The sequence below is a fragment of the Bifidobacterium sp. VU/mBH4 (B4) genome, from assembly GCF_058199535.1.
Map to the genome: position 1 here is coordinate 183,913 of NZ_JBVPQJ010000003.1, position 16,138 is coordinate 200,050.

The window sequence follows — 16,138 nt, forward strand, 5'->3', positions numbered from 1 at the left end:
AGCAACTGGGGATAAATTAAAGGCAAAGTAGAGCCGCTCTAGAGCATAATTGTATCTTGATTTGGGGGGATTGTATTGAAGCGACTGCAAGAACGGGGCGCCAAAGGTTCACAGCATGTGAGCCGTCAGATTATCGCCGTTCTGGTAACCCTTCTGGCGACGCTGGCCATGGTTGTCCCGTTGGGGCTGAGCGCGCTTTCGGCCAATCGGGCCAATGCCGTTGATGGACAGGACGAAACAGCCAGTAGAACACCGAAGCTCTATAGGATGATGGCCTTCAACGACAGGATCGATGCCTACCAGGATGAGCTGCGCATGGACTTCATCCTGCGCGTGAAGCACAATGAATTTAAGCCGGATTGTGTCGGTGTTGGTGGGACTGACACCAAAAATCCGTCACAATGCAATTTATCTTTCATATATCAGTTTGTTGGTTCCGAAAACCCTGACTATTACAGGCGCGTGCGGTATATGAACACTATCACCCCGGATGATTATGTAGACAGCAATAAAAATGCCAACGCTTATGATGGTGCCTTAACCTGGGCCAAGAACCAGGATGAGTTCTTCACCGTTCATAAGATCATCAATTCTGGTTTGTACGACTACCTGACCATATCCATTGAGGGTGATATGAACATCAAGGATACGTCTACAGATCCCGCAAAATTCGCGGTCGGCGGTCACCCCGAGCCCTTGAATGTCTTTGCCATCGTTGGTGACCAGAACAAGGCCCTGTCCTGCGGCAATTCTTCCTGGTCCTGGACTACCAATAACTGCACAAGCTTTGATCCGGCTTCCATGAGTGATTTACAGGCTCAGGATAGATATTCAAATATCACAGCGAGCTTGTCCCATGACAAACAGATGAAAGTGTATATGGGTTACTGCTTGGACAGCAAAGAGGATATGAAGTGCAGTGGCCCTTATTCTTGGGTCGGTTGGGACTACAATCCAAATCTCTACCAAAACAATCAGGCTAATTGGGGCATGGTGACGGATTACGGTTTTCCTGATTATAAGAGCAATGTTACTGGGCCAATCGCCGGTACTGCTCCGGGAACAGCTCCGGCACGGTCGTTCTTCGTGTACTGGTTGAATCCGCGTGGCAGTACCAATGATAATCCTGATGGCATATGTTCTGAGACCAATTCGTATTATTACCAGTGGGTGGCTCTGAAGGATAGCGAGTGGGTGCCTGTTGATGAGCTGACCCCTGAGCCGGTTCTGGTGACAGGCCAGCAGCCGTCCCCCAATACGGCGACCACCACGACCAGCAAGGCAGCCCAAGTCAGCAAGTATTCCGCTTTCAACGTGAGTCCAAAGGATCCTCAATATCTCGACAACCCCAACGTGCTTTTTGCCACTGATAAGGATGGCAATCCCATGCCTGCCCAGAAGGCTGATGGCGGGATTGATTTCAAGGAGGCCAAGGAGAAGCAGGATCTTGACGGCTATTTCAAGATGGTCACCTGGCCTGTCACCACGAACCGGGACGGCAGCGCTTGTACCGTCAGCCCTGAAGTATACAACCCCAAGAGCGCTGGTCTTGTAGGGATAAACGACGGTATGTCCACCGTGGAGAAGGATACGAATATCTCTGCGGGGTGGACTATCAATACCGCTTTCTATAAGTATGATGTGCCTCGTCCTGATGATCCTACGATCACCAAGATCGAAAACGATGCTGATGCCGGTTTGGATGCTTCTGGAAGCGTGTATACGACCAAGCTTGAGCCGGTAATCAGTGGTGAGTGCATGCCCTCCAAGGATCCTGCGCGTCCCAACAAGGTCGTTCTCTACGGCGAGGATCCCAATAATCCCATTGTGGAGGGGCAGGGCACGAATGGCGATGACCTGGTGAAAGGGACGGACACGTGGGGGTTCAGGCTTGGCGAGGCTGAGTGCCAGGTCGACACCGGCAGCAAACAAGGGGGTTCCTGGCGGATACAGGACACCAACAAGCTGTATCCGTCGCCGGATTCTGGCAACAAGTACAGCGGCTACAGGCGTTACCATGCCTGGGTGACTGAGTCTGTCTCCGGGTTCGGCCTGACCTCCTACTTCTCGAATATCGGCACGGCCTATTTCGTCTCGGGCGAGGATGTCCCGGATGCCAGCAAGTTCTCGGTCACGGTGCCCCATACCGTCAACGGAAGCCTGCCGGCGGATTCGGTCGTCGAGTTCAAGGGTGAGGCGTCGCCTGTGTATACGGCCTGGTCCTCGGCAGGATTGGGAATGACTGATTCGAGGATGGTCGTTTCGATGAAGCAGAATGCTGCCTCGGGCTGGACCAGTCTGCTGACCACTCCGGCCAACACCTTCCAGAGGGATGCGGCGGTCGGCGCTGTTCCTTCCGTCGCTGACCCCACATCAGGCCTCACGCTGAACCTGACCAAGACGGCGGCTTCCACCTGGTCCTGGTCGCTGAATATCCCTGCTGACAAGTTCACTGGCTATAACGGTGACGATGAAACGCAGACCTATACTTTCCAGGTTGAAATGGTCAACCCGATGAACCTCCGTTCGGGCCCGGCATCCATCGAGCGGAAAATCGACATGACGCCCACAACGCTGACCATTGACCGCCATGACGTCTTCCAGGTGGCCGGCAGGGCCTACAAGTATGTGGACGGGGACAGGAAGATTCCTGAGACCAAGGGGACCATGGTGCATGTGACCTGGCCTGACAACACTGGCACGGATGTGGCTGTGGGGGACCAGGGCATATGGCAGGCGGTTCCTCCTGAGGGGATGAAGCAGGGGGATGTCGCCGTCCAGGTGCTTTCGGATGATGCCGAGGGCCCTGACGCGCAGGGTCGGTTCCAGGGCGGGAACCAGTCGGCCTCGGTGTCGCAGGAGCTGGAGTTCCGGCCTTCGACCTCCTCCCTGCCGCTTACCGGCGGATGGCCGCTTTCCGTGCTCAGGATCCTGTTGCTGATAGCCCTAGGCCTGGTGGGCTTCGTGGCCTGCCTGAGGAACAAGCAGGAAAGCCGACGCTGATCCCCGCAACGTAAGACAGGGCCTGTTCTTGCGGGCCCTGTTCTTAATACCTGTGCGCGAGATGGGACTCGAACCCACACGTCCGAAGACACAGGAACCTAAATCCTGCGCGGCTACCATTACGCCACTCGCGCGTACGACATGCCCTGCCATTGAAAGGGCAGCTGGTGAAAGAGCCACTTGACAGAATCGAACTGTCGACCTTCTCATTACGAGTGAGACGCTCTGCCAACTGAGCTAAAGTGGCCTTCGCCTCCCGTCCGGACCTGCCGGAAGAAGACAACATGTCACATCATACTGGATGCGCACGATAAAAACGCCTTGCACTTCGGGCTGAGGGTGTACAAGCTTCTTGACACAATGGAGGGCATGGATCTCAATGATTTCTATGCCGTCATTCCGGCCGGTGGTGTGGGCACCCGGCTCTGGCCATTGAGCCGCCAGGACCGGCCCAAGTTCCTCTATGATCTGTTGGGATCAGGCAGAACAATGATCCAGGGTACCTTTGACCGGCTGGCCGGCATCTGCGGGGCTGACCATGTGGTCGTCTCCACTGGCCAGCGGCATGTGGATCAGGTGCGTCAGCAGCTTCCTGATCTGGCTGAGGATGCGCTCTTCGCCGAGCCGGTTCCTCGCGATTCCACGGCGGCCATTGCCTTGGCGACTGCTGTGCTGGCTCAGCGGCACGGCGGGGAAATCATCGTGGGCTCCTTCGCCGCCGACCACGTCATCCGAGACGACAAGGCGTTTGCGGCCTCAGTGGGGCAGGCGGTGGCAGCGGCCCGAGCCGGGTATGTGACCACCATCGGCATCGCCGCCTCCCGTCCCTCCACCGCCTTCGGCTACATCCACCAAGGCCCTTCCCTGGCCGATCGCATTCCCGGGGCCCCTGATGCCCGCCTGGTCAGCGAATTCGTCGAGAAACCGGATGCCTCTACGGCACAGGCTTACCTGTCAACAGGAGAGTATCGATGGAATGCCGGCATGTTCGTCATGCAAGCGCAGGTGCTTCTGGACTGCCTGCGTCGTTACAAGCCGGAGCTCCACGCCGCGGTCATGGCCATCGCCCAGGTCTGGGACCAGGGCGAGCAGGCCCGCGGCCAGGCCATGGAGGAGCACTGGCCGGGCATTGAGAAGATTGCCTTTGACTATGCCGTGGCCGAGCCCCTATCGGCGGCTGGCGGCGTGGCGGTTGTTCCCGGGGGTTTCGATTGGGATGACATCGGCGACTTCAATTCGGTGGCGGGCCTGCTGCCATCGTCCAACAGGCGCAACATCAAGATTCTGGGTGATGCAGACCGGGTCATGTATCTGGATTCAGCAGGAGACATGGTCGTGCCAGGCTCGGAACGCACGGTCGCCCTTCTGGGTGTGGATGACATGATCGTCGTCGACACTCCCGACGCGCTCCTGGTGGCCCCCCGGGCCCGCAGTCAGGAAGTCAAGGACATGGTGGCCAAGCTGGCCCAGTACGGCTGTGACGACATACTCTGAGAGTGATTCGGCTGTGCTCAGAAGATTGACTGATTTTGTTGTCTTCTGTCTGCTTTTGTGAGTAGTTTGGGGTACAGAACCGGGTGCTCGGTAGACCGGGCATCACCTCATGAAAGGACCCGAACAACCATGGCCATCAATCCTCCAGTGGACGCTACCAGCACCAAGGCCTGGGCGGCCTTGCACCAGCACTTCGACGACATGCAGCGCCAAGGGATCGATCTGCGCGCATGGTTCGCCAAGGACCCGCAGCGCACCGAAAAGCTCAGCTTCGAGCTGGGTGATCTCTATATTGATCTGTCCAAGAACCTGATTCAGCCCGAGACCCTGTCACTGCTGGCCCAGCTGGGCCGCGAGGTCGGCCTTGAGGAGCGGATCGAGGCCATGTTCAACGGCGAGCACATCAACAACACCGAGGACAGGGCCGTCCTGCACACAGCCCTGCGCCGTCCCGAGGAGGATCGCGGCCGGCTGATCGTGGACGGCCAGGATGTTGTCGGTGACGTCCGCGACACCCTCAAGCGCATCTACGCCTTTGCCGACCAGGTTCGCTCGGGCAGCTGGACCGGTCTGACCGGCAAGCGGATCACCACCGTGGTCAACATCGGCATCGGCGGCTCCGACCTTGGTCCGGTCATGGCCTACGAGGCCTTGAAGCCCTATGCGGATGCCGGCATCAGTGCCCGCTACATCTCCAACATCGACCCCAACGACCTGGCTGAGAAGACGCGCGATCTGGATCCGGAGACCACGCTCTTCATCATCGTCTCCAAGACCTTCACCACCCTGGAGACCCTGACTAACGCCCGCCAGGCCCGCGCCTGGCTCCTGAAGAGCCTGGGGGAGCGTGGCCTGCTGTCCAAGGACGGCGAGGACCTCTCGGCCGAGGCCATCCGTCGGCACTTCATCGCCGTTTCGACTGCCCTGGACAAGGTGCGCGACTTCGGTATCGATCCGGACAACGTCTTCGGCTTCTGGAACTGGGTCGGCGGCCGGTACTCGGTGGATTCCGCCGTGGGCACCTCCCTGGCCATCACCATCGGCCCCGAGCGCTTCGAGGAGTTCCTCAAGGGCTTCAACACTGTCGACCGCTACTTCCGCGCCACCCCCCTGGATCGAAACGTAGTTGCTCTGATGGGCCTGCTCAACGTCTGGTATGTCAACTTCTTCGGCGCCCACTCGCACGCCGTGCTGCCCTATGACCAGTATCTGCACCGCTTCCCGGCCTATCTGCAGCAGCTGACCATGGAGTCCAACGGCAAGTCCGTGCGCTGGGACGGCACGCCGGTGACCAGCCTGACCGGCGAAATCTTCTGGGGGGAGCCCGGCACCAACGGCCAGCACGCCTTCTACCAGTTGATCCACCAGGGCACCCGTCTGATACCCGCCGACTTCATCGCCTTCGCCAACACCCCCAACCCGGCCAAGGACGGCGACCAGGACGTGCACGAGCTCTTCCTGGCCAACTTCCTGGCCCAGACCAAGGCATTGGCCTTCGGCAAGACCGCCGACGAGGTCCGCGCCGAGGGCACTCCGGAGGCCATCGTTCCGGCCCGGGTCTTCACCGGCAACCGGCCCACCACCTCCATCTTCGGCGATGCGCTGACTCCGGCCGCCCTGGGTGAACTGATCGCCCTCTACGAGCACATCACGCTGACCGAGGGCACGGTCTGGGGCATTGATTCCTTCGACCAGTGGGGCGTTGAGCTGGGCAAGAAGCTGGCCCGCGAGATCACCCCGGCCATCTCCCGGGATGACCAGGCGCTGGCCGAGCAGGACCAGTCCACCAAGTCCCTGATCGCCTTCTACAGGGCCCACCGCCGCTGATGTCATGCCGGGCCCCAGTGGGTCCGGTTGGTGGTATATTATTGGACAGTTGTTTGCCGGAAGGGCAGCTGCCGCATGGGCTCCCTTCCTTTCAGGTCCAGCCGGATGCTCCGGCGGATCGGCACCCCCGACGGCAGACCGTCGGGTTCCGTCAGGATCGCCTCCTTTGGTGGTTGCGGTCCATGTCATGGGTCGATGTGCGGCGGCCATGGAGGAACAGCATGAACGCGATTCAGGAATTTGACGCCAGCCACATGAAGCCTGCGGAGCAGATCCCAGACTTCCGCCCCGGCGATACCGTCGAGGTCAACGTCAACATCACTGAGGGCAACAACTCTCGTATCCAGGCTTTCACGGGCGTGGTGATCGCTCGTCAGGGTTCTGGCGTGCGCGAGACCATCCTGGTGCGCAAGGTCAGCTTCGGCGTGGGCGTCGAGCGTCGCTTCCCTCTGCACTCCCCGCAGATTGATTCCATCAAGGTGCTGCGCCACGGCCGTGTCCGCCGTGCCAAGCTCTACTACCTGCGTGGTCTGCACGGCAAGGCCGCCCGCATTGTCGAGCGTCGCGACAACAAGGCCGAGTCCAACAAGTAGGATTCAGCCAGGGCGACCCAGTCCAGGCCTGGCCGCTAACACCCGGGATGTAATGCTCCCGGGTTTTTCCATGCTTGGGTGTGTACGCTATGAGTCATGCGGAATCTGTTTGCGGGCGGGTGCCGGTGGATGACAAGGAGTGGATATGGCCTTTCGGGATGAGGAAGCGTCCTCGTCGGGACTTTGGTATCCGGACGGCAGACAGGCCACCTCAGCCCCGGTGCCGCCCCGCCATGCCTTTGACCGCCCTGGCGGACGCGGCTCTACCAAGGGCAGCCACCCGCGTCTGGGCGAACGCGGTTTCCTGCCCGAGTTTCTGTTCGAGCTGGTTGCCCTCTTGGCTGTCGTCGCCGTCCTGCGCATATTTTTGTTCAGCATCTACGTCATCCCCTCCGGCTCCATGGAGAACACCCTTGGTGTCGGAGACAGAATCCTGACCACCCACCGGCTGACCAGGTCCATGATGGCCCCCCGTCGAGGGGATGTGGTGGTCTTTACTGACCCTGCTAACTGGCTAGGCGAAGAGTCCACTCCGAGCTTCCGCGGCAGTCACCTGGTAAAGCGCCTGATCGGCATGCCCGGCGACACAGTGGCCTGCAAGGGTCATGGCGCCCCAGTCACCGTCAACGGCGTCGCCTTGGATGAGAGCTCCTACCTGCGTCCAGGAGTGGAGCCCAGCTCCTTTGCCTTCAAGATCAAGGTGGACCCTGGGTACGTCTTCGTCATGGGCGACAACCGTTCCAACTCCGCCGATTCCCGTCTGCACAAGGACGACGGCCACAATGGCCTGGTCCCCATGGACAACATCAAGGGCACTGCACTGCTGACCTACTACCCGGTGGGCAGCTGGAAGCTGCTCAACAACCAGCACAAGGTCTTCGACGCTGTGCCCGAGCCGACGCAGGACTGAACCGGCTGTGAGGCGGATTCTGCCGACGCTGACCACCGAGGCTGCCTTGGCTGACCAGGGAGCCGAGTATGTGCTGGGGCTGGATGAGGTCGGCCGCGGAGCCCTGGCGGGTCCGGCCATGGTCGGCGTGGTGGCGGTCTGTTCCGCTGACCTGCCCCATTTGAAGGTTCCTGCCGGGGTGGCGGATTCCAAGATGCTGACCCCTGCGCGTCGACTGGCCATGTACCGTGACCTGGAGGACTGGGCTGCCGGCTGGGCGGTGGGGGCCTGCTCCAATCATGAGATCGATCAGTGGGGCATCGTCCATGCCCTGGGCATCGCCGCCCTGCGTGCACTGGCCGAATTGGAGCATGGGATGGATCTGGGGCCTGACCGTCGCCTGGCTGCCATCCTCGACGGTCCCCATGACTACATCACCCCGGCCGCCGACAGCTTCGATGCCCCCGACCTCCCGATTCTGCCCAAGGTTTCCACCCAGGTCAAGGGTGACGCCCACTGTGCCAGTGTGGCCTGTGCAGCGGTCATCGCCAAGGTCACCCGTGACCAGCTCATGGTTCGCCTGGCCGCCTCCGATCCTGCCCTGGCCCCATACCAGTGGGAGCACAACAAGGGCTATGGGTCGCCTGCGCATCTGGAGGCCATTCGCCGTCTGGGGCCCAGCCGTCTGCACCGGGTCAGCTGGCATTTGCCTTCATCCGATCCCGGCAGGGGCTAATATCGGAACGGTTGACACGGCTATCGTACGGCTATTGGAAGAAGGTCACATGCCCGCAGGCAGCGGGGGCAGGTCACGGTCCAAGCGCCCCTCCATGTTCGAGGTTGCCCGGCTGGCCGGGGTTTCCCACCAGACCGTGTCCAGGGTCATCAATAATTCCAAGGACGTCTCGCCGGCAACGCGGATCAAGGTCCAGCAGGCCATCAGGAAGCTGGGCTACCGACCCAGCAACTCTGCGCGGGCTCTGGCATCCAGCCGTAGCCGGACCATCGGACTGGTGGCCGGCGGTGTCAGTCTCTTCGGGCCTGTTTCGTCAATCACGGCCATCGAGACCGTGGCTCGTTCCCATGGGCTGTTCATGTCGGTCATGATGGTGGACGAGTCAGCCTGCACCCTTGCCGGATTCCAGGAACTCTGCGGCACCTTCCTGGAGCAGAATGTGGATGCCTTCATCTTTTTGACGCCCACTGACACCATGTTCCAGGCCGCCTGCCAGGTTGAAGTGAGCCAGCCTCGGGTCATCGTCACTTCCACTCATGGCATCACCAGCGTCGAAGAGGCTTTGAGCCGCCGACGCGGCGACGGTCAGATAGCCCTGACCGGAATCGACCAGTGGGGTGCCGTGCAGCGCCTGGCCCGGCTGCTGGTCTCTCGGGGCCACAGGCGAGTGCTCTATATGGCCGGACCTGCGCAGTGGCGGGATGCAGCCACCCGACTGGCCTCCTGGAAGGTGGCCTGCGCCCGCTGCCGCATACGAACGGCCGTGGTCCACGCCCGCAGCTGGGAGGCGGGGGAGTCCTACACGCTGATGAACCACCTGATCGATCAGCGGGGCATGAGCGGCACCTCCCTGCCCTCGGCCGTGGTCACCGCCAACGACAACCAGGCCGTGGGCGTGGCCCGGTCCCTGAAGGAGCATGGCATCCGCATTCCCAGTGACATCAGTCTGGTGGGCTTCGACGACGTGCCTACGGTAGACAACATGTTTCCGCCGCTGGCCACGGTCCGTCCCCGCTTTGAGGATCTGGGGGTGGCCACCATGCGGCAGGTCCTGGCCCTGCTTCACCAAGGGCAGCCGGTGGATTTCCCGGTCACCCATCACGGCGTGGGACTGATCCAGGCGGACGTGATTCAGCGTCGGTCCCTGGGCTACGCAATCAAGCGCCTCTGACCACTGTCGGCCCGCATCCCGTGAGCTTGCCTGATGCTCTGGACTCAGTTACAATCGGAACCAGACTATGTGAGCGTTAACATATCAGGCAAAGGAGCAGACATGGTTGTTGGCGAACAAGGCGTCATCGTGAGCGAATTACAAGAGGGCGCGACCAGTCTGGGCATCGAATTCGGCTCCACCCGCATCAAGGCTGTGCTGATCGACCATGACTACCGGACGCTGGCCACCGGGGATGTCGAGTGGGAGAACCGGCTGGAGGACGGCCTCTGGACCTACTCCATGGACCAGATTCATCAGGGTCTGCAGGCGGCCTATGCGGCCATGGCCGAGGATGTCCGTCGTCAGTACGGGGTGACGCTGACCAAGATCGGCGCCATGGGGATCTCGGCCATGATGCACGGCTACCTGGCCTTCGACAAGGATGGTCAGCTGTTGGTGCCTTTCCGCACTTGGCGCAACACCAACACCCGCCAGGCCCATGAGGAGCTGTCGCAGGTCTTCAGGATCAATATTCCCGAGCGCTGGTCCATCGCCCACCTCTACCAGGCCATTCTGAACGGCGAAGAGCATGTGCCCAGGGTGGCCTACATCACCACGCTGGCCGGCTACATGCACTGGAGACTCTCAGGTCGCAAGGTCATCGGCATCGGCGATGCTTCGGGCATGTTCCCCATCGACTCCTCCCGCAAGGAGTTCGACCAGGGCCTGCTGGACATCTTCTCCCGACTGCCCCAGGTCAAGGCCCAGCCCTGGGACATTCACGACCTGCTGCCTGAGCCGTTGACCGCCGGCAGCGATGCGGGCACACTGACTGCAGAAGGCGCCGCCCTGTTGGATCCCAGTGGCCAGCTGCAGCCCGGCGTGCCCATGGCCCCGCCCGAGGGCGACGCGGGAACCGGCATGGTGGCGACCAACGCGGTTCGTCCCCGCACTGGCAACGTGTCTGCGGGCACTTCCATCTTCGCCATGGTGGTGCTGGAGCATCCCCTGCGTGACTTCCACCCCGAGGTGGATCCGGTCACCACACCGGCTGGGGATCCGGCCGGCATGAGCCATGCCAACAACTTCACCTCGGACCTGAATGCCTGGGTGGGGCTGTTCGGGGAATTCGCCAAGGCCGCCGGTCTGGACCTGAAAGGGGATGCGCTCTATGCCACCCTGTTCAACCAGGCCCTTCTGGGAGATAAGGACGCCGGCGGGCTGATCAACTACTGCTTCTATTCCGGGGAGTTCCTGGCTGGCCTGGAGGAGGGCCGTCCCGTCTTTGCCCGTGGCCCCGAGGGGCGGATGACCCTGGCCAACTTCATGCGGGCCCAGCTCTTCTCGGCCTTCTCGCCGGTCACCATCGGCATGGATGTGATGACCCGCCAGGAGCATGTCCAAGTGGACACCATGGTCGGCCACGGCGGCATCTTTGCCACCCCCAAGGTGGCTCAGCGGATCCTGGCCGCCGCCTTCAATGCCCCCATCAAGGTCATGTCCACTGCTGTGGAAGGGGGCGCCTGGGGCATGGCCGTCCTGGCCGACTATCTGGGCCATGCCGACCAGACCCTGGCCGACTACCTGGATGCCAATGTCTTTGCGGGTGTCCAGTCCACGACCGAGCAGCCGGATCCGGCCGATGTGAAGGGCTTCAGAACCTTCTTCGACCGCTTCACCAAGGGCCTGCCCATCGAGCAGGCGGCTGTGAAGACCATCCCCCTGCAGGGATGAGGCCTGGAGCCGAAAAAACGTCAAGCGGCCGGATCAGCGGGATCGGGCCGGGAAAAGGAGTTGCTGATGGTGTCCTTGGCTGATTATTCGCCCGAGGTACGCGACGAGGTGAAACTGGTGCGCGAGCAGGTGGCCACTCTGCATGCGCAGCTGACCAGGTGGAATCTGGTGGTCTGGACGGCGGGCAACGTCTCGCAGCGGCTGCGCTCTGCCGATCTGATGGTCATCAAGCCCTCGGGGGTGCGCTATGAGCACCTGACCCCGGGATCCATGGTGGTCACCGATCTGGATGGCAATGTGGTTGACGGTGCCGAGGCTCCCTCTTCGGACACGCTATCCCACGCCTATATCTACCGGCACATGCCCGAGGTCTACGGCGTGGTCCACACCCATTCCACCTATGCCACCGCCTGGGCGGCCACCGGCAGGGACATTCCCTGCGTGCTGACCATGATGGGCGACGAGTTCGGCGGCCCCGTGCCGGTGGGTCCCTTCGAGCTGATCGGCTCCGAGGCCATCGGCAAGGGCGTGGTTGATACTTTAAAGGATCACCCGGGCTGCCCGGCCGTGCTCATGCGCAACCATGGGCCCTTCACCGTGGGAGCCGATGCCGAGGCTGCCGTCAAGGCGGCGGCCATGACCGAGGAGGTGGCCCACACGGTCTGGGCAGCCGAGCAGATCGGTACGCCCAAGCCCATCGATCCGGCCGACATAGCCAAGCTCAACGATAGGTACCAGCACGTCTACGGCCAGCACTGAGCTGGAAAGCATAAGCAAAGGAGCAAGAAGTATGAGCATGAAAAATCCCTTCGAGGGCAAGGAGCTTTGGTTCGCCGTTGGTTCGCAGGACCTCTACGGCGAGGAGACCCTGCGCCAGGTGGGCGTTCAGGCGGCGGACATCGCCAAGTCCCTCAATGACTCGGGTCGGATTCCGGTCAAGCTGGTTCTGAAGCCCACGCTGAAGGATTCGGATTCCATCCTGAACTTCATGGTCGATGCCTCGTCGAACCCGGCCTGCATCGGCGTGGTGGCCTGGATGCACACCTTCAGCCCGGCCAAGATGTGGATCAGGGGCCTGGAGAAGCTGCGCAAGCCGCTCCTGCAGCTGAACACGCAACACCATGTGGAGATCCCCTGGGACACCATCGACATGGACTTCATGAACCTGAACCAGTCGGCCCATGGCGACCGTGAGTTCGGCTACATCCTGACCAGACTGGGAATCCCGCGCAAGATCGTGGTCGGCCACTACACCGACCCCGAGGTTGCCGACAAGATCGGCGTCTGGGCGCGTGCATGCGCCGGCTGGGATGCCGCCAACAACATGAAGGTCTGCCGCTGGGGCGACAACATGCGCGATGTCGCCGTTACCGAGGGCGACAAGACCGAGGCTGAGCGGGTCTTCGGCGTCTCCGTCAACACCTGGCCGGTCAACGAGCTGGTGGAGCATGTGAACGCCGTCACCGACGACCAGGTCAAGGATCTGATCGAGGACTACAAGCGCAGCTATGAGGTGGCTTCCGAACTTCTGGACTCCCGGTACGATTCCCTGGTGGTGGCCGCACGCGAGGAGCTCGGCATGCGGGCCATGATGGAAGAGGTGGGCGCTACCGCCGCCGTGGACAACTTCCAGGATCTGGGCGGACTGCGTCAGCTACCCGGCGTGGGAGCCCAGCGGCTGATGGCTGACGGATACGGATTCTCGGCAGAGGGCGACTGGAAGACCTCCGTTCTGATCCGGATCGGCAACGTCATGGGCTACGGCCTCAAGGGCGGCTGCTCGCTCATGGAGGACTATTCCTACAACTTCGTGCCCGGCCATGAGGAGATCATGGGCGCCCACATGCTGGAGGTCTCGCCCACGCTGCTGACCGAGGGGCGGCCCCGCCTGGAAATCCACCCCCTGTCCATCGGCGACAGGGAGGATCCGGTTCGTCTGGTCTTCACGGCCACCCCCTGCACCGATGCTGTGGTTGTCTCCCTGGCGGATGTACGCGAACGCTTCCGCCTGGTCATGAATGTGGTGGACGTGGTTGAGCCCGGCGGGTCCCTGGCCAAGCTGCCTGTGGCACGTGCCCTCTGGAAGCCCCGGCCCTCCCTCAAGGTATCGGCTGAGTGCTGGCTGCGCGCCGGCGCAGCCCACCATACCTGCATGACCACCACCGTTGGTCGCGAGGCCTGGGAGGACTTTGCCCGGATGGCCGGCGTGGAGCTCGCCGTCATCGACGAGAACACCGAACCGCGCCGTTTTGAGGCCGATCTGCGTGCAGCCGAGCTCTACCACCGGCTGGACAACCGGCACTGATCGCCTGTCTTAGGACAGATTGCAAGGCCCTGCCACAACACATGTGGTGGGGCTTTTTATATTCGGCTTGTCGGTTTGCGTTGTCCCAATTTTGTCGGTACAGTGATGATTAGGCAATGGGAACAGTGGCATGTCCCAAAGTTGACATATTGCCCACCCCCCTGAGTCGGGGAAGTGATCGGTTGGGGAGGCGAAGATGTGCCTGGCCATCCTGTGCCTATTAACAAAGAAGGGAATGCGTGCATGCACATGCAACGAGATAATGAAGGGATAAGGCTCCCTAAGCTTTTAGGCTTGGCGGTTGCCGGAGCGACGCTCCTGGCGGGCATGGTCGTTTTGCCAGCCACCCAGGCTTCGGCCGCTACTGACTATGGATATAATGCCGAAGATGACTTCAGGCCGGGTCCGCTGCAATCAACAGTGAGTCCTAAGCTGACAGTTACCAAGTACCTGTCGCTGGATCAGGGGTACAGCCCCACGGGTTCTTCTAAGGATGTGGAAAAGTTGAACGCCAATGCCGACTTGGTTCCTGCCAAAGGCATTGCTTTCAATGTAAGGCAAGTCACTCCCAAGGAAGGTAAAACTTTAGCTGACATTGATGCCAAGGATGATGCAACATATACTGTCGAGAAGAACTATATCGGTGTCACTGACGGCCAAGGTGTGATTAACACCTGGTATCCGGCTGACACTGCAACCAACGCTCCAACGGCTGGTATTTCGGATCCATCGAAAGCTGTCAGCTTCCCCGCGGGTGCCAACTATTGGTACGTGCTGGTTGAGAATCGTGAGGAGTCGCCGGCTTTCAAGGCTGACAATCCGAACAAGCTTGATAGCCACAAGTATCAAGATGCAGCACCATCGTTCTTTGGTCTGCCTTATGCGGCTACTTCACTCGATGCAACCGATACTGCAAGCCAGGTTCAAGGATACATTTACCATCTGCACCTGTATCCGAAGAACATGAACATCACGCAGTTCTCCAAGACCGTCCAGTCGGTCAAGGATTCGCAGAATAATGTGAAGCCTCAGCGGACGGCTGTTGCTGGCGATACGATTAGCTATAAGCTGACTCAGAAGCTCTACAACACTGGTGCTAAGACACCAAAAGACGGCAAGCTTGATGTCAGTGAGCTGACTGAAGGCAACACTGATTTGCGTATTGTTGATCGCATGTCCAGCTCCCTGAAGCTGAAGGGCGAATTCAAGGTTGTGCTTCATGCAGATGGAGTTGATGATTTGCCATTGGCTGTAAATACGGATTATACGGAGTCACAGCCAACATCAAATCCGGACGCTTTGTTTGAAGGTAAGAAGATGTTCGCCAATGAAGTCCCGAGCGATAATGTGTCTTATTACCAGTTCGATTTCTTCAAGAGTCTAACCACTATAAAGAAGTTCACTCCAAAGGCTTTCCTGCTTGTCATAACTTATGATGCCACGGTCACTGGAGATGGTGATTCGACTGGCACCGATGGTGTAGCCAACGACGCAGCTTCTGATTTCACCGATAACTTTGACGCAGGTGGTAACCACCAAGATCCAATTCGTGAGCATACGAATGTGATCAATGCTGTTATTGCTTTCGGTGCTGTGCAGAATGAAAAGACAAAGTTTGCAGCTCTGCCCGACACTGAGTTCCGTCTGATCAAGTCTGAAGCTCAGCCGGATGAGTACCTCGCATCTGATGGGAACTTCTATGCCGAAGGTAAGGTGCCAGCTGGTGTTCAGCTCTACAAGGCCACGGCCAACAAGAATGGTTTGGTAGCGTTCGCTGCTTTGCCTGTCTTCGGCTCGGCAGCTCCAACTAAAGACGCCGGCAAGACAGTGCAGGCCGGTGATTGGTTGCTGAAAGAGACCAAGACCCCCAAGGATTGGCGTAACCCTGGCATTCCCTTCCACACAGTAACATTTGGGGATGCCGGTAAGACTGAGGAGCAAGTCGCTCAGGAGTATGGACCTCATGCCACAATTCAGCCTGATTATACAAAGCTTGGGTTTGGAAGGTTCGGAAGGACACCTAAGCAGATCACTGACGGTGGTGGCACAGCGATACAGTTCAATAATGTGCCAGTACAAACTTACTTGGCACATTATGCGACTTCTGATGCTGATGCGCCTCTGGCCCTGCCTCTGACTGGTGGTCGTGGCATCCTGCTGCTGCTGGTTGTCGGTGCCCTGATCATGGGTGGTGCCCTCTACGCCCGCAATCGGCGCAATAACGCCGCCCGGGCCTGATGATCACGGTCACATCAAGAATCATGTGAGGTGACCCGATGGCGGACGGTTCCTCCGTGAATCGTCCGCCATTTTAATACGGAACGTTGAACTTCTGCGGTCCGCACATGTCGGGAAGCTGGTCTGGTTTCTCTGGATCAGCAGAACTGACGCAACCACGTCGTCG

General features: G+C 60.1%; 11 protein-coding genes and 2 tRNA genes. 11 read left to right on the forward strand and 2 right to left on the reverse strand.

Annotated features, from left to right (window positions below; translation table 11 throughout):
- Window positions 1-117 precede the first annotated feature (117 nt).
- Complete coding sequence (locus AC0AII_RS05385; protein ID WP_490446389.1) at window positions 118-3,003, forward strand: hypothetical protein; 2,886 nt, start codon at window positions 118-120, stop codon at window positions 3,001-3,003.
- A gap of 53 nt (window positions 3,004-3,056) precedes the next feature.
- Here the strand turns inward: AC0AII_RS05385 and AC0AII_RS05390 are convergent.
- Both AC0AII_RS05390 and AC0AII_RS05395 read right to left on the reverse strand, forming a co-directional pair.
- A tRNA-Leu gene (locus AC0AII_RS05390) sits at window positions 3,057-3,137 on the reverse strand.
- A gap of 40 nt (window positions 3,138-3,177) precedes the next feature.
- Window positions 3,178-3,250, reverse strand: a tRNA-Thr gene (locus AC0AII_RS05395).
- A gap of 122 nt (window positions 3,251-3,372) precedes the next feature.
- Here AC0AII_RS05395 and AC0AII_RS05400 point away from each other — a divergent pair.
- The 10 genes from AC0AII_RS05400 (at window position 3,373) to AC0AII_RS05445 (ending at window position 15,972) form a co-directional block, all read left to right on the forward strand.
- On the forward strand, window positions 3,373-4,497 hold the full coding sequence (locus tag AC0AII_RS05400) for a mannose-1-phosphate guanylyltransferase (protein ID WP_490446390.1): 1,125 nt from the start codon (window positions 3,373-3,375) through the stop codon (window positions 4,495-4,497).
- 129 nt (window positions 4,498-4,626) lie between these two features.
- Complete coding sequence (gene pgi, locus AC0AII_RS05405; protein ID WP_024627418.1) at window positions 4,627-6,324, forward strand: glucose-6-phosphate isomerase; 1,698 nt, start codon at window positions 4,627-4,629, stop codon at window positions 6,322-6,324.
- Window positions 6,325-6,545: 221 nt separating this feature from the next.
- Window positions 6,546-6,917, forward strand: coding sequence for a 50S ribosomal protein L19 (rplS, locus tag AC0AII_RS05410; protein ID WP_024627419.1), 372 nt, complete (start codon window positions 6,546-6,548; stop codon window positions 6,915-6,917).
- 145 nt (window positions 6,918-7,062) lie between these two features.
- On the forward strand, window positions 7,063-7,827 hold the full coding sequence (gene lepB, locus AC0AII_RS05415; RefSeq protein WP_490446391.1) for a signal peptidase I: 765 nt from the start codon (window positions 7,063-7,065) through the stop codon (window positions 7,825-7,827).
- Between the two features lie 7 nt (window positions 7,828-7,834).
- Window positions 7,835-8,542, forward strand: coding sequence for a ribonuclease HII (gene rnhB / locus AC0AII_RS05420; protein ID WP_490446392.1), 708 nt, complete (start codon window positions 7,835-7,837; stop codon window positions 8,540-8,542).
- 49 nt (window positions 8,543-8,591) lie between these two features.
- Window positions 8,592-9,713, forward strand: coding sequence for a LacI family DNA-binding transcriptional regulator (locus tag AC0AII_RS05425; RefSeq protein ID WP_232341919.1), 1,122 nt, complete (start codon window positions 8,592-8,594; stop codon window positions 9,711-9,713).
- A gap of 102 nt (window positions 9,714-9,815) precedes the next feature.
- Window positions 9,816-11,429, forward strand: coding sequence for a xylulokinase (locus tag AC0AII_RS05430; RefSeq protein WP_490446393.1), 1,614 nt, complete (start codon window positions 9,816-9,818; stop codon window positions 11,427-11,429).
- 66 nt (window positions 11,430-11,495) lie between these two features.
- Entirely contained in the window at window positions 11,496-12,188 is a 693-nt protein-coding gene (locus AC0AII_RS05435) for an L-ribulose-5-phosphate 4-epimerase (protein ID WP_045923976.1), read from the forward strand.
- Between the two features lie 31 nt (window positions 12,189-12,219).
- Entirely contained in the window at window positions 12,220-13,734 is a 1,515-nt protein-coding gene (gene araA, locus AC0AII_RS05440; protein ID WP_490446394.1) for an L-arabinose isomerase, read from the forward strand.
- Between the two features lie 243 nt (window positions 13,735-13,977).
- Entirely contained in the window at window positions 13,978-15,972 is a 1,995-nt protein-coding gene (locus tag AC0AII_RS05445) for an LPXTG cell wall anchor domain-containing protein (RefSeq protein WP_490446395.1), read from the forward strand.
- Window positions 15,973-16,138: the final 166 nt, after the last annotated feature.